A 21,810-nucleotide genomic window follows, 5' to 3' on the forward strand; every position below is an offset into this window, starting at 1 on the left:
GGCATGTCGTTTCAAACACGGTCCACTGCCTGAGAAAATGTAGCCTGCGACATTTCCTAGCCTATACACCGCAGGAGATCCCCTTACTCTTGCAACTCACTCTTAAGTTCCCGCAGTGGCTGTGCCCGCTCACTCCAATCACGAAGCCAAAGTGGAGGCCTCATGCTCGACAAGATCGTGTACTTTTTGCACGTGGTGCGCACCGGTTCCTTTTCGGACGCGGCGCGGCTCTATGGCATTTCTGCAAGTGCGGGAAGTCGCTGGATCATTGAACTTGAGGAGAAAATGGGTGTCAGCCTGCTCAAGCGTTCCACCCGCAAGGTGGTTGCAACAGAGGCAGGCCAGCGGCTCTACGAGCGCTTCAGCGACGTGAACTCGGAAATCGAAGATATCTTCACGGAAATCAAGAACTTGGGCAAGGAAGAGCGGGGCACGATCTGTGTCGCAGCAACGCCGCTCTATGCCCGCGATTTTCTGGCGCAAATCGTGGGTGAATACCTTCTTGAGCATCCGCACGTGGACTTCCGAATTCTTCAGACGGCATATGATGTTGATCTGGTTGAACAGGTAGACTTTTTTGTGCGGGCCAACGCCACCTACAACGGCTTCCAGGAGAAAGACAGCCTTCTGGTGCGCCGCTCTCTGCTCCGATATCCATTGGTGGCGTGCTGTTCGCCTGACTATGCGGATCGCTATGGCATCCCGAAAGCGCCGGAGGATCTGAGGCACCACAACTGTCTGTTTGCCCATACGCTTGTTGGCGGAAACAAATGGGTCTTCGAGTACGATGGCGATTGTGCCGCTGTTGAGATCGCCCGCACGGTGGAGGTCGATGACAGCGAGATCATCAAGTCGATCGCGCTCACGGGCGGGGGCATTGCCTATCTTCCAATCCACATCCTGCAAAATGAGCTGGCAAACGGTCGCCTCATCTCCATTCTGAGCGACTACATTGACGCCGAGTTCGAATACAACCTGTATTTCCGACGCCGTCGCCAAATGCCTCTCATGTGTACGAACTTCAAGGATTTCCTGATCAAGCGCACCCGAGAGCTTAGTCAGGAATCGCCTGCCAGCGATCTGCAGTGCGCGGTTTAATTGTCCCGATTGTGCAATTGTCTTTTAGGTGATTGTCTATTTTTCGCATCACGGAACCCTCCTACACTTGCCTTAGGAAGCAAAAAAGTGATGCGTGACCTTGTTCACTTGCATCACCATAATGAAGGGTCACAAGATGCAAGTAAAAGTTCTGACGCCAGAGGGAGCCGCTGGTCTTATTCAGGACGGGGACCGCGTCATTTTAGGCGGTTTTATTGGTGCAGTCGTTCCAGAGGCCATAGAAAAAGCAATTCGAGATCGCTTCTTGGAAAGCGGTTCGCCGCGCAATCTCGAACTTTATTTCACGGCAGGCCAAGGGGATGGTCAGGACCGGGCCAACAACCACCTCTCTCATGAAGGGCTGGTCAGCCTTGCCATGGGCGGCCATTGGGGCCTCATCCCACGCCTTCAGGATCTGGCCAACCGCGAGCGCATCCAAGCCTACAACTTTCCGCAGGGCGTGATCGCGCAGCTTTTGCGCGACAGCGCTGCCGGAAAACCCGGAACGCTTACCCATGTTGGTCTTGGCACTTTCGTCGACCCACGCCTTGAGGGTGGCAAGATCAACAAGGTGACTCAAGAAGACCGCGTTTCCTTGATGGAAGTGGAGGGCGAAGAGTACCTTTTTTACAAGCGCATCAACGCCAATGTCGCCCTCCTGCGCGGCACAACGGCAGACACCAATGGCAACATCACCATGGAAGATGAATGCCTGTTCCTTGAGAACCTGGCCGCTGCGCAGTTGGTGACCAATATGGGTGGCAAGGTCATCGTTCAGGTGAAGAAAATTGTCGAAGCTGGTGAGCTCGATCCGCAGCAGGTGCGCATTCCTGGCATCTTCGTTGACGCCGTCGTGGTTGCAAACGAAGAAGACCACATGCAAACGTTCGCGGAGCCCATGAACCCTGCGTATTGTGGCCGTGGTGACCTTCTTCAGCAAAACAGTGGACCCAGAAAGCTCGACGCCAAGAAAATCATTGCCCGCCGGGCGGCTGTTGAGCTGAAGAGTGGAGCCATCCTGAACTACGGCATTGGTGTCCCGGAAGTAATTGCAGAAGTTACAGATGAAGAGGGCGTCACCCAGCAGATGATTGCCACCGTTGAGCCAGGTGCCATCGGCGGAACCCCTGCAGGCGGGCTCAGCTTTGGCGCCTCAGCCTTTCCTGAAGCGGTGATCACACAAGACCAGATGTTCGACTTCTACGATGGCGGCGGTGTCGATCAAGCATTTCTCGGTCTTGCTGAGTGCGATCGCAACGGGGATCTCAATGTTTCCCGCTTCGGGCCAAAAATCGCGGGTTGCGGTGGCTTCATCAACATCACTCAAAATGCCAAGGAAGTTTTCTTTTGCGGAACATTCACCGCTGCAGGTCTGAAGGTCTCAGCTGGCGAAGGCCGTTTGGTGATCGAGCAGGAGGGCCGCATCAAGAAGTTCCTCGATAAGGTTCAGCAGATTACCTTCTCAGCCAATCAAGCGCGCCGAAATGGTAAGCCGGTTATGTACATCACCGAGAGGGCCGTCTTCCGCCTTTCTGAGGAGACGCTGGAGCTGATCGAAATTGCGCCGGGGGTAGATCTGGAAAGGGACATTCTGAACCAGATGGACTTTCAGCCTCAGGTCAGCCCGGACTTGAAGCTGATGGAGGCGCGCCTGTTCATGGATGAGCCGCTTGGGCTCACTCTTAAGTCGCTGCGGGAAGAGCCACAATTACTGGAAGCTGTGGCCTGAGGCCGCAGCGCGAATAACAAATCACGAATGCACGAGGCTTCTCATGAGTTACACACTGGACGAGCTTGCCGTTGGGCAAAAAGCATATTTTGAAAAAACAATCTGCGAAGCAGACATTCAGGCTTTCTGCGGGATCAGCGGGGACGTTAACCCGGTGCATGTCAGCGATACCGCAGCGCGCGAAAGCGTCTTTGGCAAGCGCGTGGCCCATGGCATTCTCGTCTCTGGGCTCACCTCCACGGTCTTGGGCATGCAGCTGCCCGGGCCCGGTACCATCTATCTCGGCCAAGAGCTACGCTTTAAGGCGCCGGTTTATATTGGCGACACCATCCGGGCAGAAGTCGAAGTTATTGAAATTAATAAGGAAAAGAAAATAGCAAAGCTGCGCACTGTCAGCGTCAATCAAGATGGCAAGGCCGTCATCGAAGGCGTTGCGACCGTCAGGCCGCCACGCGCTGCATAACCAAAAATCAAATTTCACTCGCACAAAGTTCCCAGAAGAGCACACCATGAAAATCGAACCAGTCATCAAAGGGCAGGTGGCTAAGACCTGTCATCCCATTGGCTGCCAAAAAGCAGTCGAAGACCAAATCGCCCAAGTTCGAAAATCCAAACAAATCAAGGAGGGGCCAAAGAAGGTCCTTGTACTGGGCTCCTCCTCTGGTTTTGGTCTCGCTTCTCGCATTTCTCTCGCCTTTGGTGGCGCAAGGGCGGACACGATTGGTGTCGCGTTTGAGCGTGGCCCTTCCGAAACAGGCTTAGGGACCGCTGGCTGGTACAACTCCATCTATTTCCGCGAGGCCGCAGAAAAGGAAGGGTTGATAGCCAAGAACTTCATTGGCGACGCTTTCTCGCCTGCCATGCGTCAAGGTGTGGTGGATTACATCAAGACCGAGTTTGGTGGCTCTGTCGACTTGGTGGTGTATTCGCTCGCCACAGGCATCCGACCTGATCCGAAGACCGGTGAAAGAATCCGCTCGTCTCTCAAGACAATCGGGGAGCCGCTTACGGGCTATACCGTCAATCTTGAAGAGGATCGGCTTCAGGAAGGTGTGCTTGAAGCTGCAACTGAACAGGAAGTGGCGGATACCGTTCGTGTTATGGGCGGCGAAGATTGGGCGGAGTGGATTGAGTTCTTATCTGGCGAAGGAGTGTTGGCACACGGGTGTCAGACCGTTGCCTACTCTTATATCGGTTCCGAAATAACCCATAAAATCTATCATGAAGGGACTCTTGGTCGCGCCAAGGTTCATCTTCATGGAACGGCAGATGTGCTTGATGCCAAGCTTAAGGAGATTGGTGGCCAAGCCCATGTTGCCGTGTGTAAGGCCCTGGTGACAAAGGCAAGTGTGTTCATTCCGGCCTTTTCGCCATACATCCTCGCTCTGTTCAAGGTAATGAAGGAGCTGGGGCTGCACGAAGGTTGCATTGAGCAAATGCAGCGCTTGTTTGCTGATCGGCTTTACAACGGCGAAGAGTTGGTCCCGGTGGACGAGCAGCGCCTGATACGTATCGACGATTGGGAGTTGCGAGACGATGTGCAAGAGAAAGTGCAAGTCATTCTCAAAGAGCTTGATCAGAACAACTTCCAGAGTATTTCTGACTACGAGGGCTATAAAAAGGATTTCCTTGCACTCAATGGTTTTGGCTTAGATGGTGTAGATTACGAAAAAGAAGTTTATGTCGATGACTTAAGTATAAAAATGCCGTAATTATCTTACGTTACGTATACCTGATGGCCCGGATCAGAGTCTGGGCCATTTTTATTTTATGTATTTGTACATATATCACTATATTATTTCATATAAAGCAATATACCTTCCTGAAATCGGGAAAATGCTTCTTAAAAAAACGGGATATGTTTTGCCTAGTCTTAATTCAAGAGAAGGGACTAGGGAGGTTCCCAAAAATGATCCGCAAGCACGTAATTGAATTCGTGATCTTCATGACTTATGCGCTCTTTGCCATGTCATGGGTCGCCGGTAACATGATGACGAAAGACATCATGTCCTTCTATCAGGTTGAGGGTGTTGCTGCCGCAACCTGGATGACAAACGCCATCACCATCGCAAAAATCATTGGTAACCTGATTGCTGCATGGTTCCTGGTCAAACTCGGTCCCAAAAAGGCTTTTGCCTTTGCATCACTATTGGTTGTCGCTGGCGCTGCTGGTGCCTTCGCCTCCAACTATCCGCTCTATGTCTTTTCACGTCTCGTGATGGGCTTTGGCGGTGCCTTTGTGATCGTTTACTTCAACCCAATCGTCGTCAATTACTTCACGCCGGAAGAGCGCCCCATCGTCAACGGCCTCAACGCGGCCGCGTTCAACGCAGGTAACCTGTTCGCCTTGCTGCTCACGGGTTCGCTCGTGTCCCAGCTTGGTAGCTGGCAGAACGTGATCCTCGGTATATCCGTCGTAAGTTTCGTTCTTCTCGTCATCTGGTGGTTCATTTCAGAAGACTTTGAGCTTTCCGGACCAAAGAATGCCGTTGGCGAAGTGGAGAAGGCATACACCTTTAAGGATGGCGTCAAAGATCCGGTAAACTGGCTGTTGCCATTTGCCTATTCCGGATTGCTGTTCTGCTACATTTCCGTCTTCGCGCTGTTTCCAATGATCCCAACCTTTGCTGTGTCCTCCCAGTATTTGGCATCCATCATGATTGGTGCCGGTATGGTTGGTACCGTAGTGGGCATTGTTGTTGCCAAGCGCTACCCGTTGCGTCTGCCCATCATGCGTTGGTGTGGTCTTGCCATGACCGGCTTTGCCGCGCTTATGATCACCACTTCAAGTCCGATGGTAGCGACAGCATCCGCCTTTCTCGCTGGCTTCTTCCTGTTCGTGCCGATGACTTGTCTCGTTACGTTGCCTCAGGAGCTGCCGGGCATGAACCCAGGTCGCATCACCATCATCTTTGCAATGTTCTGGTCAATTTCCTACATCATCGAAACCGCTCTGATGTATGCAGCGGGCGTCATGGCTGATCAGACTGGCAACATCTCGATTGCAGCGACCTTTGCGGTGGCATGTTCCGCCACCCTGTTCATCTCAACGTTCTTCCTGCCGGAAACCGGTAAAAAGAAACTTCACTCTGTTGCACCTGCAAAAGCATAAAAGGGGGCCCCAATGCGTCAAGTAAGTCCAAAGCTCGTTCCATTTCTTGATCAGTTCAACAAGACCATTGCGGAGCTTATTGCGAATGGCTTCAAGCCGAACGCAATCAATGCTCGTGAAGCACTGGCAAACATGACCAAGACACATGTCACGGACATTCCAAAGGTCGCGCTGATACAGGACGATCTGATTTATGCGGAAGGCTACAACGTACCGGTTCGCATTTTTAACCCGGCTCCAGAAGAAGAGCTTCCTGTTCTGGTGTACTACCACGGCGGCGGCCATATGGCGGGCAGTGTCACGGTGTATGACCCGCTCTATCGCAAGATGGCTCTGGCAACGAAACACATCGTGGTCGCACCAGAGTATCGCCTTGCCCCTGAGCATCCGTATCCAGCAGGTGTCGAAGATTCCTATGCAACACTGCGCGGCGTTTGGGATGCGCTTGACCGTCGTGGCATGAAGTACAAGCGCGAGCTGTCCATCGGCGGCGACTCCGCTGGCGGCGCACTGGCAACTGCGGTTGCGCATCTGGCGCAGTTCGATGTCAACGTAACCATCAAGAAGCAGCTCCTGGTCTATCCATGCGTCGACTACACCATGGATACACCGTCCTACACCGAAAACGCTGTTGGCTATCTGCTGCACACCGCAAAATGTGCATGGTACTTCGACAACTACTTCAAGAAAGGCGAATGCCGTAAAGCCGCGTCCACCCTGTTCAAAGACTTCACTCGCCACCTGCCTGAGACATTTGTGGTCACGGCGGAGTTCTGCCCACTGCGTGATGAAGGCAAGCTCTATTATGAGAAGGTGAAGGAAGCAGGCGTGCGCGCAGAGCATCTCTACTTCAACGATATGACCCATACCTTCCTGAATTTGGAAGATTTGGTCAAGGAAGAGTGCCAGTTGGTCTACTCCCGCATGAATGAGTTCTTAAACAGCTAAGAACCGTTCAGACTCGATGCGCTGCGGGGCCCTTTTGGGGCCCCGTTTGCGTTTGAGCATCAGTTTTCCCGAGAGCTGGGTATTTTCCTGTGTTTTTTTGGATTAAAAATTCTGACTTTATTGAGTATTGATTATTGATAAAGAGCTCGATTCATAAGTCATAACATATGAAGTCATCACATTAATTGAATAGTTAAATCGTTAAATAAATAGAAAACTTCATTATACAACAAATACTGATGAAATTTCGAAAATCATCACGATTAAATAATTGAAAATTACGCATGGTTAGGTACGTAATAATACGTCCTGAAGGGGTGGTCTCTGAGAGAATTATTTCATTTTCTCATCGGAAAAGGGCTGTTTCTTCAGGTTTCCCAATACTCCTTCCAAGGGAAAACGGACAAAAAGATGAGCACAACAGCATTTCAAGGTGATGAAGCGGCAAGTCTTGCGAGCACGCCAACATTCACCAACGACCAGATCGCAGACCAACTGACCACGGGCTATTGGCAAGCCAATGGTCGCCCAACCCGTTCGTTTGATGTCGGTTCAGATGGCGTCCTGACGGTGAACCTCTCGGGTCTTACGAACAAAGGCGCGTTTTATGCGTATTATGCGCTCCAGCTCTGGTCAGATGTTACGGGTATTGAGTTTGTTCAAACCCGTGGCACGGCGGATATCACCTTTGACGACAATGACAGGGGTGCCTATGCCTACTCAGACCTTTCGGGCAACACGATTACAGCCTCTTATGTGAACGTGTCGACTTCGTGGATCTCTCGAGATGGTTATGATCTGAACAACTATTCGTTCCAGACCTATGTCCATGAAATCGGTCATGCGTTGGGCTTGGGCCATGCCGGAAACTACAATGGCAGCGCAGACTATGGCATCGACAACGACTATACCAACGACAGTTGGCAAGCCTCGATCATGTCCTATTTCAGCCAGACCGAGAACACGTCAATTGATGCCACGTTTGCGTATGCTCTCACACCTCAAGTCGCAGACATCATCGCCATTCAGAACCTCTACGGCACAACGGGTACCACCCGGACTGGCGATACTGTTTACGGCGATGGTGCAGACTCTGGAGATGCGCTTGCCTACATTACGCGCATCGACGAAGCCGTCACGTTCACCGTTTTGGACGATGGCGGCTACGACACCTTCAATTTCAGCAGTGTTTCTCAAGATCAAGTCATCAACTTGAATGAAGAGGCCATCTCGAGTGTTCGGGGTCACACCGGTAACATGATGATTGCCCGTGGCACAGAAATTGAAGCAGCCGTGGGTGGCAATGGCGATGACGTGATCATCGGCAACGCATTAGACAACACCCTTGAAGGTGGTGGCGGCAACGACACCCTGACTGGTGGCGCTGGGGCTGATGTCTTCGTTTTCGATGCGACCACGCAAGGCTTCGGCGATCGCGATACAATCGTCGACTTTGAAGACGGTATCGATACCATTCTGATTGACGATGGTTCGTCCTTCTCAACGGCCAGCTTTGACCTCCTGGAGTTTCTCAGTTCAGGTTTTGACACCAGCATTTCTTGGGGCAATTCAACCATCACCCTTGAGAATGTGAGCATTGCCCAACTGGATCAAAGCGACTTCGCGTTTGCTTGACGCGTTGCAGCACTGAAAAGCCTGGCCTTTACCTTCGGCATGGGGCAGATCCGCCGCTCCCAACAATGGGAGCGGCTTTATGTTGGCTGGCACGCGCATCTTAGACGAAAGAAGCCCGAGCCAACTGAGTGCCGAGAATCCTTGCCTTTTCGTGAGTTTCGGTCCTTCCTTGGTGGGGCCTCACCTTTCATAATTCCCTTAAAGTAATGCGAGTGATTGACATGAACACTGATTCAGGTTTCATATAGTCGAGGTCGGTAAAACTACGGCAGCTGCATCAGGGGAGGTATGGCGCTGGTTTTCCGACTGATCTATTGGGGAGGAAAATCGAAATGGCGTCTCTACTGAGACAGCTGGCGGCTTCTGCGCTGGCTGGAGTTTTAGCCGTTTCTGCAGGCGCATTCTCGGCGCAAGCAGATCCAATCAAAATCGCACATGTCTATGGTAAGACAGGTCCTTACGAGGCCTACGCCAAACAGTCGCATGTTGGCCTGATGATGGGGCTGGAATATGCCACTGAAGGCACCATGGAAATCAATGGCCGCGAAATCGTCGTCATTGAAAAAGACACGCAGTTGAAGCCAGACATTGGCAAAGCTGTTCTGGCCGAAGCCTACGGAGACGATGAGGTCGATATCGCCGTCGGTCCCGTATCTTCCGGTGTGGCGCTGGCAATGCTTCCGGTAGCGGAAGAATATGAGAAGATCCTCATCGTCGAGCCTGCGGTTGCAGACAGCATCACCGGCTCCAACTGGAACCGCTACGTCTTCCGCACCGGTCGCAATTCATCTCAAGATGCCGTTGCAAATGCTGTCGCGCTTGGTGCCGAGAACGTCTCCATTGCAACGCTGGCGCAGGACTATGCATTCGGCCGCGATGGGGTGGCAGCCTTCAAGGAAGCGCTGGCAGGCACCGGTGCCAAACTGGTGTTCGAAGAATACGCCCCAACCGACACCAAGGATTTCACCGCGAGCGCACAGCGCATTTTCGACGCCTTGAAAGATGAGCCAGGCCGCAAGTTCCTGTTTGTCATTTGGGCTGGTGGGGGCAATCTGATCAGCAAGGTGCAGGCCATGGAGCCGGGCCGTTTTGGCATTGAAATTGCCACGGGGGGCAACATCCTTGCAGCCATGAAAGCCTACAAGGCTTTGCCGGGTATGGAAGGCGCCACCTACTACTACCATGACATCCCTCAGAACCCGGTGAACGAGTGGCTGGTCTCCGAACACCAGAAACGTTTCAACGCGCCGCCGGATTTTTTCACTGCGGGCGGTATGACGGCAGGTCTTGCGATTGTTGAGGCCATCCGAAAGGCAGGGTCCACCGACACCGAAGAGCTGATCGCAGCCATGGAAGGTATGGAATTCGACACCCCCAAGGGCAAGATGCTTTTCCGTCCGGAAGACCATCAGGCTCTGCAGGCCATGTACCACTTCAAGATCAAGGTTGATCCGGATGTGGAGTGGGGCATTCCGGAGTTGGTGCGCGAGCTGTCCATTGAGGACATGAACATTCCAATCCGCAACTAACCAGCCAACAAAGGAGGAGCAGGGCGTCTCACAACGTGCATCGCCTTGCACCTCCATCGTTTCCTGCGCTTTCCAGCGGTCGGCCGCCGGATTGTCGGGTGAAGTGCATCTTGTCGGGGCGGGAACTGCAACATGACTGAAGAACATCCAATACTTGAAACGCGGGATCTGACCATTCGCTTTGGTGGGCATGTCGCGGTAGATCACGTGAGCTGTGCGTTCAAGCGTGGCACGCTTACAGCAATTGTCGGGCCGAATGGCGCAGGGAAGACCACATATTTCAATCTCATCTCCGGCCAGCTGAAGGCATCCGCGGGGCAAGTCATCCTGAACGGCGCTGATATCACCCGTGCGTCCGTTCCAGAGCGGACGGATCGTGGCATTGGCCGCGCCTTCCAGCTCACCAACCTGTTTCCCTCCCTGTCCGTGCGAGAAAACGTGCGTCTGGTGGCACAGGCCAAGGCCGGATTGGGTTTTGACATGTTTTCCGTTGCCGAAAGTCACATTGAACTCATAGAGCGTGCGGAGCACGTGCTGGCGGAAGTCAATCTGATCGATTCCGGCGAGCAGATTGTCTCGGCATTGCCGCATGGGGACCAGCGAAAGCTGGAAGTGGCGCTCATGATCGCCTTGGGGCCGCAAGTGCTTATGTTTGATGAGCCGACTGCAGGTATGAGTGTTGATGAGGTGCCGATCATTCTGGATCTGATCAAGTCCCTCAAGCAGGACATTGACCGCACCATCCTGCTTGTGGAGCACAAGATGGACGTGATCCGGTCGCTGGCAGATCGCATCATCGTCTTGCACAACGGGGCCCTTGTTGCTGATGGCGACCCTGCGGAGGTGATTGCCTTGCCCGTGGTGCAAGAGGCCTATCTTGGCAAAGTTCCGGAGGCCGCGTGATGAAAGAGCCTCTTCTCACCCTCTCTGGTGTTCACACTCATATTGGCCCCTATCACATTCTTCAGGGCGTGGACCTTGTTGTTCCCAAGGGGGGCGTTTCCGTTCTTTTAGGTCGTAACGGAGCCGGAAAGACCACCACACTTCGCACCATCATGGGCCTTTGGCAGGCCAGCGAGGGCACGATTCTGTTTGAAGGGCAGGACATTACCAAACTGCCAACCCCAGAGATCTCACGCGCAGGCATTGCCTTTGTGCCGGAAGACATGGGCATCTTCACAGATCTGACGGTGGCGGAAAACATGACCCTTGCAGCAGCACGCGGACCGCTGGATCCCGATCGCCTTGAGTGGATCAAGACATTGTTTCCGCCAATCCGCACCTTCTGGGAGTCCTCGGCCGGAACCCTGTCTGGTGGCCAAAAGCAGATGCTGTCGGTTGCTCGCGCCATCATTGAGCCGCGCAAGCTGATCTTGATTGATGAGCCGACGAAGGGTCTGGCGCCGGCCATTATCAAAGCCATGAGTGACGCACTTCTGGAGTTGAAGGAAACGGACACCACAATCCTCTTGGTGGAACAGAATTTCTCCATGGCCTCAGCTGTTGGAGACACCGTTTCAGTCATGGATGACGGACACATCGTTCATGCGGGCGAAATGGCCGAACTTGCTGGTGACGCTCGGATGCAGGAACGACTTATGGGATTGAGCCTGGAGGCCCACCAATGAGCGACACAACAATCAAGCCGCGCATTGAAAAAGCGCCTGTTCTTGAGCGCATCACCACTGCGCTTCCAATTGCACTTGTACCCGTTCTGGCGGTACTGGGGTTCGTTGCCATTGGCGATCCCGCCGCCTGGCTCACCCTCACTGTGGCCGGTTTGGCCATGGGGTTGATGATCTTCATCATGGCATCGGGCCTGACCGTCGTCTTCGGCCTCATGGACGTGATCAATTTCGGCCATGGAGCGTTTATCTCCGTAGGCGCGTTTGTTGGCTTCTCCATTCTCATTTGGCTTGGTGGCTGGACGGCTTCCAGCAGTGTGTTCTTAAACCTTGCCGCCGTTTTCCTCGCCATTCTGGTTTCGATGGTGGCCACTGGGCTCATGGGCTATGCGTTTGAGCGGGTGATCGTCATGCCGGTTTACGGCCAGCACCTGAAGCAAATCCTTGTGACCATGGGCGGGCTTATCGTGGCCCAGCAGCTCATTCATGTGTTCTGGGGGCCCGATGAAATTCACGTGGCACGGCCAGAAAGCCTGCGCGGCTCCATCGTTATTGGTGAGGCAGCTATTGAAAAGTATCGTCTCGTTGCGGTCGGCATCGGCGTTGCCTTGTTTCTGGCCATGCGCCACGTCTTGAAGTCTACCAAGATTGGCCTCTTGGTTCGCGCCGGTGTTGAGAACGGCGAGATGGTCGAAGCCTTGGGATATCGCATTCGCCGCTTGTTCCTCATCGTCTTCATGGTTGGCTCAGCGCTGGCCGGGCTCGGCGGCGTCATGTGGGGGCTCTATCAGGAAACCATCACCGCCCACATGGGCTCGGAAATCATGGTGCTGGTGTTCATCGTGGTCATCATTGGCGGCCTTGGCTCCGTAGAGGGCTGTTTCATCGGCGCGCTACTGGTTGGTTTGCTGTCTAACTACACGGCGTTCCTCGCACCAAAGGTGGCTCTCGTATCCACCATTGCGCTCATGGTCATCATCCTGATGTGGCGTCCTCAGGGGCTTTACCCCGTCGTCAAGGCAAAGTGAGGCACAGACAAATGCTGAAAACTCTCCTCTCAGGTGACAATCCTCGCAGCAAAGTGTTGAGCCTTGTTCTGCTTGCGGTTGTCATTTCGCTGGCGTTGGCACCCTTTCTGTTTCCGGGCACCAAATCACTGGAAACGGCGGCGCGCATCTGCATCTTCATTGTTCTGGTGGCCAGCTACGATCTGCTGCTGGGCTATGCGGGTATCGTGTCGTTCGCCCACACCATGTTCTTTGGCATTGGAGCCTATGGAACGGCCCTCGCGTTGTCAGCTACCGGGCCAACGTTCCTGTCGATCCTCTGGGGCACAGGTGCAGGTGTGGTCATCGCTGCCGCCTTCGCGCTGGCGATTGGTCTTTTCTCCCTGCGGGTAAAGGCAATCTTCTTCGCCATGGTAACGCTGGCTGTGGCCAGCGCCTTTGCCATTGCCGTTTCTCAAGCCTCTTGGCTCACAGGTGGTGAGGATGGCCTCAATTACCGTATTCCGCGAGAACTCACACCTGCCTTCAAACTTTTGCCGGACAAGGTTTTCGGCGTGCGCATCAATGGCAAGCTGCTGAACTACTATCTGGTCTTCTTTTCCTCCGCGATCCTGTTCATCGTCATGCTCCGCATCGTGAACTCGCCCTTTGGCCGCACGTTGCAGGCTGTGCGCGACAACGCGTTTCGGGCAGAGGCTATCGGCTATCGCGTTATATGGTATCGCACCACGGCAACGGTCCTTTCCGCGGTCATGGCAGCTTTGGCCGGGTCTCTGCTTGCCATCTGGCTGCGCTACACGGGCCCGGCCACCACTCTTTCCATGGAGATCATGATTGATATCCTTCTGATGGTGGTGATCGGCGGCATGGGAACCATGTACGGCGCCATATTGGGCGCAACCATCTTCATTCTGGCGCAAACCTATCTGCAAAACCTGATGGGCGTGGCAGCTGACGCCACCAGTTTTGTGCCGTTCATCTCTCATCTGGTGGAGCCGGAACGTTGGCTCTTGTGGCTTGGGGTGCTCTTCATTCTGTCGGTCTATTTCTTTCCAAGCGGCATTGTTGGTCGGCTTAGAGAAATGAAATCATGACTTCCAAACTGTATTGGCGGGAGGAGGGCAGTGGTTCACCCCTGGTCCTTCTCCACGGCTGGGCGTGCCATGGTGGTTTCTTTGAGGAGCAGGTGAGGGCGCATCGCGGCAGGGCACATGTTCTGGTGCCTGATCTTCCGGGCCATGGCCAAAACCTCAATGCCGCAGAGCTCACCATTGAGGCCGCGGCAGACGCCGTGTTTGCCGAGTTGGAGCGCCGAAATCTAAGGGATGTCACTCTGTGCGGTTGGTCCATGGGGGCCCATGTGGCCTTTGCCTTGGCGCAGCGGCACGGCACCAATCGGATCCGACAGTTTGTGGCAGTTGATATGGCGCCGAAGGTTCTAAACGATCCGGAGTGGCCGTTCGGCTCATTGGGCGGGCTGGACGAAGCCCGTAATCACCACTTGCTGGCAACGCTGGTCCCGAGCTGGGCGGGGCTGGTTCCCAAAATCGCGCAGCGCATGTTCGCCACTGGCGCGCCCTGTGATCCGGGCAAGCTCATGCATGCAGAAGAAGAAATCCGCCGCGCCAACCCAGAGTTATTAAAGCCCATGTGGGCGTCGCTCACTACGCAGGACTTTCGTTCGCTCGTCACAGCTTTAGGAAAGCCGCTTCATTTGGTGTTTGGGGGACAAAGCGCCCTTTATGGCGCTGGAACGCGCAATTGGTATCTGGACCATGTTCCCGGAGTGGAACTCAATCTGTTTGAAGCAGCGGGCCACAGTCCCCATCTGGAAGACCCCGAGCGCTTCTCACAAGTGCTTGGAGCCCTTCTGGCCTCGTGAAAAGCCCGGCAAAGAGCCGGGCCTCTTTGTCTCATTGGATCACTCTTTGCCCACGTCTTCCACGTAGACCAGAGCGCGTCCTTCGCAGACGAGCGTACCGGTCTGAGTGGTGCATACAGTTGCCAGATCCACCAGGTGTTTTTCGGGCCGCAGCCGCGTCACCGTCACGCGGGCAGTCAGCGGTTCGTCGAGAGGAGCATCCTGCAGGAAGTTCAAATCCTGCTTGAGATAGTTGGTGCCACGTCCGGGCAACTTGACTCCCAGAAGGTAAGAAAACAGCGCCCCAATCAGGGGCCCCGGCACGGTGCTGTAGTGACCCGGTACAGTGCCTGCCTGACGGGCAAAGTTGGACATGTCTTGTGAGCTGAAGCTACGCGTGATCTCAGCAAATGCGCCAAGTTCCAGTTTCATGCCGCGCCTCCTGAGAGTAAGCACTCTCCCGTCAAAACAGGCTTGTTGTCTGTCCCTCGTTTCGCCTCCAGAACGATCTTGTTCGGATCTTCTTCCGATGACGTGAGGCTGAAAATCACTTCTTCGCCCGCATAGGTCGGATTGGGAAACACAAGAGCCTGAAATGCGTGTTCGAAGTCCGGCCACTCTCTTTTAAGCAGGCCAAACAGGCGTGTGTAGAGCAACATGCCATGTGACACGGTGCGTCCAAACCGTGTCCGCGCGGAAAACTCCGGGTCAACATGAATTGGATTGTCATCACCTGACAGTTCGGCAAAATCATCAAAGTCTTGCTGCGTTGGAACCCAGCGTTCTTGAATGCTCTGGTTCAGGACGCTCATCAGACCTCCTCCGCTTCATTGGTAAACGTGTTTTTCAAGATATTCTTGCGCACTTTGCCTGCAGCTGTGCGTGGCATTTCATCGACCACTTGAAAGCTCTTTGGCACTTTGTAGGCGGCTAATCGTTCACGGCACCACCCGGTCATGTCAGCGGTGTTCAGGTCAGCGCCTGGGCGCTCAATCAGGAAAGCAGCCCCCACTTCGCCCCACTTGGCGTCCGCGACACCAATCACCACGGCTTCCAAAATGGCTGGATGCGTGGTCAGAACCTTCTCTACTTCCGCGGGGTAGACGTTCTCGCCACCGGAGATGTACATGTCCTTGATGCGATCAATGATATAGTAGTAGCCATCTTCGTCGCGCTGGGCGATATCGCCGGATTTTAGCCATCCGTCTGGCGTAAAGGTTGCTGCAGTCGCCTGCGCATTTCCCATGTATCCGGGCGTAATTCCCGGCCCCCGTAGCTGGAGTTCGCCAGTCCCGGCACCTTCAACAATGCGGCCGTCGACACCCTCAAGACGCACATCCGTCAGCATTTGCGCCTTGCCCACAGACCCGACCTTGAGTGGCGCGCTGGCTTTGTCCATCAAGAACACGGTTGGTCCGGTCTCGGTCATGCCCATGCCATTGCAAATAGTTGCGCCCCGTTCCATGAACTCTGTCAGGAGGTGCGCCGGGATGGGCGCGCCGCCACAGCCCAAAGAGTTGAGCTTGGTGAAGTCCACGTCATCAATGCGCGGATGCAGCGAAAGCGCTTGGTAAATCGCAGGCACGCCGAAGAAAGCGCTGACTTTACCTCCGGCCAAGAGATTAATTACCGCATCTGCATCAAACTTGCGCAGCACCGTGGAGCAGCCCCCAGCCAGAAACAGGGGCAGGGTCAACAGGTTGATGCCAGCCGTATGAAACAGCGGCAAGAAGTTCACACTGGTATCGGTGCTGGTAAGGTCGACGGCCTGACCATAGTTGACGGCATTGGCCCAGGCCATCCCCGCCGTTTGGATCACAGCCTTCGGGTTGCCTGTGGTGCCAGAGGTGTAGAGCAGGTACCAAGGCGCATTGCTCGCAATGGGGCGAGCCTCTGGCGAATTTGCAGGGGCGGCGGCCATCATTGCGCTCAAGTCGTGTTCGCCGTCTCCCTCCAGATTGCACAGAGGCAGATCGACGCGTGCTTTCAGGTCATGCGCCGCCTCAGAAAAAGCGTCATCGTGGATCAGCAGCGTCGCCTCTGACAATTTCAGGATCGGCTCCAGCTCGGCTACGGGTTGACGCCAGTTCAGCGGTACGAGAATGAGGCCGGTCTTCTGTGCTGCAAACAGAATGGAAAAGAACTCAACATGGTTGAGGCACAAAATGGCAACCCGGTCCCCGGTTTGTAAACCCATGTGCGCAAGGCCTGCAGCGATGCGTTCTGCCTGCTCATTGAGGGCGGCAAAGGTGAACTCCTGCCCGCTCTCCAAATCAATAAACGCCAATGCGTGCGGCGAAAGCCCTGCGCGCTTTGCCGCCATATCTGTAACCCATTCCATCATGCCCTCCCCGCATGTTTGTGAGTCTGATCCTCTTGAAACTTAGTGCCTGTTGGTGAAGCGCTGCATTCCTTCTCGGGTGTCTGGCGCGGATATGCGCTCCAGAAAACGCGCCTTTTCCTGATCCAGCCGAGCCTTCACTTGGGCGCGGCGCGGCGCATCCCAGACGTTTGCCCGTGTCGCGGCGAGTGTACTGGCGTTCATCTCCCGAATGCCGCCAAGCCATTCTTGAATGCCCGTGTCCAGCTCCTCTGTTTCAACCACGCGGCTCGCCAATCCCAGTGAAACGCATTCCTCAGCGCTGAGCCGAGTGTTGAGGTACTGCACCTCCAGCGCTCTGGCCGTTCTAATCTTTTCCGGTAGAAGTGCCGTCCAGCCGCCATCTGGGCCAAAGCCCACCACACCGTAGTAGGGTTGGACGAAGGCGCGCTGGCTCATGATCACCATGTCGCTAGCCAGAACAAATCCCACCGAGCCTCCGGTCACGGGGCCATTTACCCGCGCGATCACCGGGGCCGGGAATGCCAGCAGCTTCATGAGTGCATCATGCAGGCCGCCCACAACCCGTTCCGAGTAAGCCCGTAGCTGTTCCGGGTCGCTCGCAGCCTCCAGAAACGCGCCTACGTCGCCACCAGTCGAGAAGCTTCGGCCTTCCCCGGTCAGCACCAACGCCCGCGGCGCAGCCGCTTTAGCCGCCTCAATGGCCCTGTGAAGATCGTCAAGCACCTCGGGCACCAGAGCATTATGGCGCTCTGGGCGGTTGAGGCGAATTTCAGCCCAGTCATCATGAAGGGTCAGCTTGACGAGTTCAGTCATGTCAGGAAGGCCTCAGTCCGTTGACGATCAGATCGTGGGTGGTCTCAACGATGTCATCGACAGGGGTCTCGTCTCCCCAGATCACGGCCCGCTCTCCGAGTGCTCGAGCCATCCCCATGAGAGCCCAGGCGCGCGTATGCGCATCTCCCGGGCTCACCTGCCCAGCTTCAGCCGCAGCAACGAGTCCCTCCCGATAGCCATCGGCAAAAGTGTCGTAATAGGCTTTGTAAGCGTCCGGGGCCACAAACATGGCCTCCTGCACAACGCGGTAGAGATCCGGGTGAGCGCGCACAAACTCCAAAAACGCCTTCAAGCCAGCCTTTTCTGCGGCCAGCCGGTCTGTTGCATCCCGTGCCACAGAGGAAAGCTCCCGGCGCACGAGTCGGCCCATTTCAATCACCAGCTCGTGAAACACTTCCTCTTTGCTTTTGAAGTAGATGTAAAACGTGCCTTGGCCCACGCCCGCTTCTCGCGTGATGTCGCCAATGGAAGCCTCGTTGTAGCCTTGCGCGCCTATCACGCGTTCTGCTGCGGTCAGGATTGCTTTTTTTGTTGCTTCACCGCGGGCTGTTTTTGGCTTGGTCGGCGCTTTTGCCCGCCCTGCGGTGGCGTTTTGGGATCGCGGCAAGCTCACTCTCCGGTTTGACAATGTTGAAACATGAATCACTATTCATGTTTGGCGCCGCAAAAGCAAGCGCTATCGCCTCAGCCGCCTAATCAGTTTGGGTAGGGCCTGACAGGTTCGTTGATGTTTTCAGATCTGGAGAGGTTAGAATGCCGCGGCTGCAATGATGCGCAAGTGACAGCCAGCAGAGGTTTGCTCAGAACAAATCTCGTCCAACGCCTGGCTGAGAGGCACCGCTCTCAAAGCAAGCTCATTATTTTGGGGTCACGATGTTTGGCAGGGAAAATGGCGCACCCGATAGGATTCGAACCTATGGCCTCTGCCTTCGGAGGGCAGCGCTCTATCCAACTGAGCTACGGGTGCTTGATGTCACGGCACAAGTTGTGCCGGAAGCGTTCTCGTCTTTAACCGATCTGCAGCGACAGAGCAACGCCCCAGTTGCAATAGTTCGCCACAATGTGGATACGCGTTCTTGGACGGGGGCTCCCGCATTATGTGCGCCTTTCTGCTGCCAAGCGACCTGCATGGCATGAAGTGGTCGTTTGGCGCGGGGGGCGCAGATCGGTTTTGAGCCGTGACAAGCTCCAGCGCTGAGCGTACACTTATTGAGAGCACATCAATCATGTTCACGCAATTGTTGCATTAAGTTCATTCAAGTGTCGTGGCCGCACCGTAAGGCCTTCCCTTCAACAAGGGGAGTTTACTTATGACCACCAAGATCACGAGACGCAGCTTTCTTGCAACCTCCAGTAGTCTGGCGTTGGGGGCGGCAATCATGCCTTCTTTCGTTATTCGAGCGAATGCAACGCCCAAGGCCGGCGAGTTGGCCATGGTTCCAGCGCCCCACAATCCCAAAGGTGCTTTCGATCGCCTCTTCCTTTTGAAGGGGGATGCACTGGGCGGTCCGATCTCCGCGATTGTCTCTGAAAATGGTGAGCAGGTGCCGGAAGCGGCCTTGAAAGAGGGCGAGCAGCGTGTGCTGCGCCTGCTGCATTTCAATGACATGCACAACCACCTCACCGAGTTTCATGGCAAGCGCGGCGATACGCACCGTTTCTCCCAGATCGTTAAAATGGTGAAAGAAGCTAAGGCGAATGCACAGGAAAACGAGATCGTGTTGTTCCTGTCCGCCGGTGACGATCACACCGGATCCATTTTTGACGAGCTGATGGGCTGGGCACCGGATGAGTTTGTGGTGGATGCCGGTTATCGCGCTTATTCAGAGGCCGGATTGGACATTTCCGTTCTCGGTAACCACGAGTTCGACCGTGGTGCAGAACAGCTCCGCATCGGCCTGGAAAACGACTGCACATTCCCCGTTCTTTCAGCGAATGTGTATGGCTCTGACCACATGAAGCCGAACGAGCACTACGCACCAGCAGCCGTGGCCGAAGTGAAGGGCCTGCGCATCGGCTTCATCGGCCTCACCACAGCCATTGACACCCGCGTCGGTCAGCCAAGCGATCCGAACCTGGCCGTTGCAAGCCCGGTGGATGCCATCAAGAACCTTTATCCGGCCGTAGAAGCGGTCTCAGATGTTGTGGTCATCCTTAGCCACTGCGGCTATGGCAAGGGCCAACACGCAAGTGGTAAAGCAGCCACTGCCCGCACCATCGGTGATGGAGATTTTGCCATCGCAGAGGCCGTTGGTCCGATGATCAAGAAGCCTGCGGTTCTCGTTGGCGGTCACTCCCACACCCTGTTGAACGAAGAGGGGCTGGATCAGGGCAACATGGTCAATGGCCTGTTGCTCACACAGGCGCTTGCCCACGGCAAGTATCTGGGTGACATCTCCATGTCCGTCGCCGCTCACAAGGGACAGGATGGTTGGTTCAACTCTGTCACATTGCACCCAACCAAGAAGCGCGATCAGCGCGTTGGGGCGGATGACCCTAGTTTTGCGAGCTATGAGCAGCCAGCAGACTATGATGTCGCCTTTGAGGATGCTGTTATCGCGCCAATGGTGGCCAAGCTCGATGAAAAGCTGGCAGAGGTGATTGGAACGGTCTCCGACGACACCTTGGTCAACACGAAGCGCACCATTGCGGACCGCTATGTAGGCGAAAGCGCGTTGGCCAACTTCATGAACGACACGCTCATCAAGCAGTCCTCCACGTTCCCTGGTGGCGCGGTTGATTTTGCTCTGTTCAATGCGACCGGCCTCTCTACAGGTATCCATAAGGGGCCTTTGACATTCCGTCAGTGGTTCGATGTGATGCCATATGCAGATGCGGTGCATGTAGCCACCATGACCGGCGCACAAATCCGTGACTTCCTGAACAACAATGCAAAGCGTTTGCTGCGTCCGGAAGAGGTTGAGGGCACCGACCTGACGGGCTTCGTCTCCCGCGGCTTCCTGCATTTCTCCTCTGGCATTCGCTATCAGATCGTGCTTGGCAACAGCGCAGCTGAAGCGAAAGCGGTCAACATCACCCTTCAGGGCAAGCCAATTGAAGAGGTGTTGGATCAGGAGTTTAAAATGGCGTTCAACACCTACATCTCGCTGGGTGGGTTTGGTGAAAGCTGGAACGGCAAGCCGATTGGCGGCGGCGTCGCGGGTGACATCCCAAGCATGGATGTACGCAAGCTGACCTTCAATCACACGGGTCTTGTCTACCGCAACGAGATTATTGCGGCGATCCGGGAGATGAAGTTCATCTCACCTGAAACCGGTGTACTGCTCGACGAGCGCCTGCGTGTTACAGCCTGATCATCGCTCTCATTGCATGAGATGAAGGCTTACGGGGCGGCTTGATGAGTCGCCCCGAATTTGATTCAATCTTTACCTTGCGCATCCTGCACTTTCCCCGGTGGCCTCACATGCGCACAAGAAATATGACAGCGCGACGACGCACGGGATACAAATTCCGCCGCATTTGAGGGTTAGGCAGCGCTCTCTCAGCGGAATCGGGCGGTTCAGCTGGTTTCTATCTCCACCCTTTGTTAACCATGGATGTGGGATGTACGCCCCGCACGCCAACCATTACTTGTTCTGGCGGGCGCTGGGTTCCTCAGATTGCAACAACTGGAAGATGACGCGCGAAATGGTAATGAAGAAGCTGCTGACAGCACTGATTATTTCCGCAGGCCTCATTGCCTCGACCGGGGCGAAAGAGGTGCCGCTCATCTGGGGTGAAAAGCAGGAAATCCAGAGCGTGGTGAAGCAGCTGGACCTGCCGGATGACAAGCGCAATCTGGTGCACATGATCCTTGAGGAAGCCCGCGTGAACGCCCGCCGTATCTATCAGGACGCCGGTGCTGAACTGGGTGAAACCACAAACATGATCCAGCGCGTGCAGATTTCACCGCGCATGGCAGAGCTTGAGCGCGAGATCATGATGGACCTTTCCGCCATCCTGACAGAGGCAGAACTGAGCGAGTTCCGCCGCAGTGCCACCCTTGTCAAACTGCGGGCGAGCCAGCAAAACAGCCGTCAAAACGACGAAACCACAACAGCCGCTGCCCTTTTCGCACGCTGATCCGG

The 21,810-nt window shown here is 55.0% G+C and carries 20 protein-coding genes and 1 tRNA gene; 15 read left to right on the plus strand and 6 right to left on the minus strand.

What is annotated here, in order from left to right:
- Nucleotides 1-162 precede the first annotated feature (162 nt).
- The 13 genes from PUV47_RS06830 (at nt 163) to PUV47_RS06890 (ending at nt 14,565) form a co-directional block, all read left to right on the plus strand.
- Nucleotides 163-1,098 carry a LysR family transcriptional regulator gene (locus PUV47_RS06830; RefSeq protein ID WP_274217766.1) on the plus strand — a complete coding sequence of 312 codons (936 nt, stop codon included), beginning with the start codon at nt 163-165 and terminating at the stop codon, nt 1,096-1,098.
- A gap of 136 nt (nt 1,099-1,234) precedes the next feature.
- On the plus strand, nt 1,235-2,827 hold the full coding sequence (locus PUV47_RS06835; protein ID WP_274217767.1) for an acyl CoA:acetate/3-ketoacid CoA transferase: 1,593 nt from the start codon (nt 1,235-1,237) through the stop codon (nt 2,825-2,827).
- Between the two features lie 43 nt (nt 2,828-2,870).
- On the plus strand, nt 2,871-3,290 hold the full coding sequence (locus PUV47_RS06840; RefSeq protein ID WP_274217768.1) for a MaoC family dehydratase: 420 nt from the start codon (nt 2,871-2,873) through the stop codon (nt 3,288-3,290).
- Nucleotides 3,291-3,336: 46 nt separating this feature from the next.
- Nucleotides 3,337-4,539, plus strand: a complete 1,203-nt coding sequence (fabV, locus tag PUV47_RS06845; RefSeq protein WP_274217769.1) for an enoyl-ACP reductase FabV — start codon at nt 3,337-3,339, stop codon at nt 4,537-4,539.
- A gap of 197 nt (nt 4,540-4,736) precedes the next feature.
- On the plus strand, nt 4,737-5,939 hold the full coding sequence (locus tag PUV47_RS06850) for an MFS transporter (RefSeq protein WP_274217770.1): 1,203 nt from the start codon (nt 4,737-4,739) through the stop codon (nt 5,937-5,939).
- 12 nt (nt 5,940-5,951) lie between these two features.
- Entirely contained in the window at nt 5,952-6,887 is a 936-nt protein-coding gene (locus PUV47_RS06855) for an alpha/beta hydrolase (RefSeq protein WP_274217771.1), read from the plus strand.
- 411 nt (nt 6,888-7,298) lie between these two features.
- Complete coding sequence (locus tag PUV47_RS06860) at nt 7,299-8,522, plus strand: M10 family metallopeptidase (protein ID WP_274217772.1); 1,224 nt, start codon at nt 7,299-7,301, stop codon at nt 8,520-8,522.
- A gap of 332 nt (nt 8,523-8,854) precedes the next feature.
- Nucleotides 8,855-10,051, plus strand: a complete 1,197-nt coding sequence (locus PUV47_RS06865) for a substrate-binding domain-containing protein (protein ID WP_274217773.1) — start codon at nt 8,855-8,857, stop codon at nt 10,049-10,051.
- Between the two features lie 132 nt (nt 10,052-10,183).
- Nucleotides 10,184-10,954 carry an ABC transporter ATP-binding protein gene (locus tag PUV47_RS06870; protein ID WP_274217774.1) on the plus strand — a complete coding sequence of 257 codons (771 nt, stop codon included), beginning with the start codon at nt 10,184-10,186 and terminating at the stop codon, nt 10,952-10,954.
- Complete coding sequence (locus PUV47_RS06875; protein WP_274217775.1) at nt 10,954-11,679, plus strand: ABC transporter ATP-binding protein; 726 nt, start codon at nt 10,954-10,956, stop codon at nt 11,677-11,679. The genes PUV47_RS06870 and PUV47_RS06875 overlap by 1 nt, the downstream gene beginning before the upstream one ends.
- Complete coding sequence (locus tag PUV47_RS06880) at nt 11,676-12,704, plus strand: branched-chain amino acid ABC transporter permease (protein ID WP_274217776.1); 1,029 nt, start codon at nt 11,676-11,678, stop codon at nt 12,702-12,704. Before PUV47_RS06875 ends, PUV47_RS06880 begins: the two co-directional genes overlap by 4 nt.
- 11 nt (nt 12,705-12,715) lie before the next feature.
- A complete protein-coding gene (locus tag PUV47_RS06885; protein WP_274217777.1) occupies nt 12,716-13,777 on the plus strand; it encodes a branched-chain amino acid ABC transporter permease in 1,062 nt (353 codons plus the stop codon).
- Nucleotides 13,774-14,565 (plus strand): alpha/beta fold hydrolase, encoded by a 792-nt coding sequence (locus PUV47_RS06890; RefSeq protein WP_274217778.1) that lies wholly within the window; start codon nt 13,774-13,776, stop codon nt 14,563-14,565. The genes PUV47_RS06885 and PUV47_RS06890 overlap by 4 nt, the downstream gene beginning before the upstream one ends.
- A gap of 39 nt (nt 14,566-14,604) precedes the next feature.
- On the opposite strand, the gene PUV47_RS06895 is transcribed toward PUV47_RS06890, so the two are convergent.
- From PUV47_RS06895 to PUV47_RS06920, 6 genes are all read right to left on the minus strand, one after another.
- Complete coding sequence (locus tag PUV47_RS06895; protein WP_274217779.1) at nt 14,605-14,976, minus strand: phosphate acetyltransferase; 372 nt, start codon at nt 14,974-14,976, stop codon at nt 14,605-14,607.
- Nucleotides 14,973-15,356, minus strand: coding sequence for a MaoC family dehydratase (locus PUV47_RS06900; RefSeq protein WP_274217780.1), 384 nt, complete (start codon nt 15,354-15,356; stop codon nt 14,973-14,975). The genes PUV47_RS06895 and PUV47_RS06900 overlap by 4 nt, the downstream gene beginning before the upstream one ends.
- A complete protein-coding gene (locus PUV47_RS06905; RefSeq protein WP_274217781.1) occupies nt 15,356-16,885 on the minus strand; it encodes an AMP-binding protein in 1,530 nt (509 codons plus the stop codon). Before PUV47_RS06905 ends, PUV47_RS06900 begins: the two co-directional genes overlap by 1 nt.
- 42 nt (nt 16,886-16,927) lie before the next feature.
- Nucleotides 16,928-17,701, minus strand: a complete 774-nt coding sequence (locus tag PUV47_RS06910; RefSeq protein ID WP_274217782.1) for an enoyl-CoA hydratase/isomerase family protein — start codon at nt 17,699-17,701, stop codon at nt 16,928-16,930.
- Between the two features lies 1 nt (nt 17,702).
- On the minus strand, nt 17,703-18,329 hold the full coding sequence (locus tag PUV47_RS06915) for a TetR/AcrR family transcriptional regulator (RefSeq protein ID WP_274217783.1): 627 nt from the start codon (nt 18,327-18,329) through the stop codon (nt 17,703-17,705).
- A 283-nt stretch (nt 18,330-18,612) separates the two neighbouring features.
- Nucleotides 18,613-18,689 (minus strand) — tRNA-Arg (locus PUV47_RS06920).
- Between the two features lie 343 nt (nt 18,690-19,032).
- Here PUV47_RS06920 and PUV47_RS06925 point away from each other — a divergent pair.
- A complete protein-coding gene (locus tag PUV47_RS06925; protein WP_274217784.1) occupies nt 19,033-21,036 on the plus strand; it encodes a bifunctional metallophosphatase/5'-nucleotidase in 2,004 nt (667 codons plus the stop codon).
- 250 nt (nt 21,037-21,286) lie between these two features.
- Nucleotides 21,287-21,805 (plus strand): hypothetical protein, encoded by a 519-nt coding sequence (locus PUV47_RS06930; RefSeq protein ID WP_274217785.1) that lies wholly within the window; start codon nt 21,287-21,289, stop codon nt 21,803-21,805.
- Nucleotides 21,806-21,810 lie beyond the last annotated feature (5 nt).

This window comes from Pseudovibrio exalbescens, assembly GCF_028737195.1.
Taxonomy (GTDB): domain Bacteria; phylum Pseudomonadota; class Alphaproteobacteria; order Rhizobiales; family Stappiaceae; genus Pseudovibrio; species Pseudovibrio zosterae.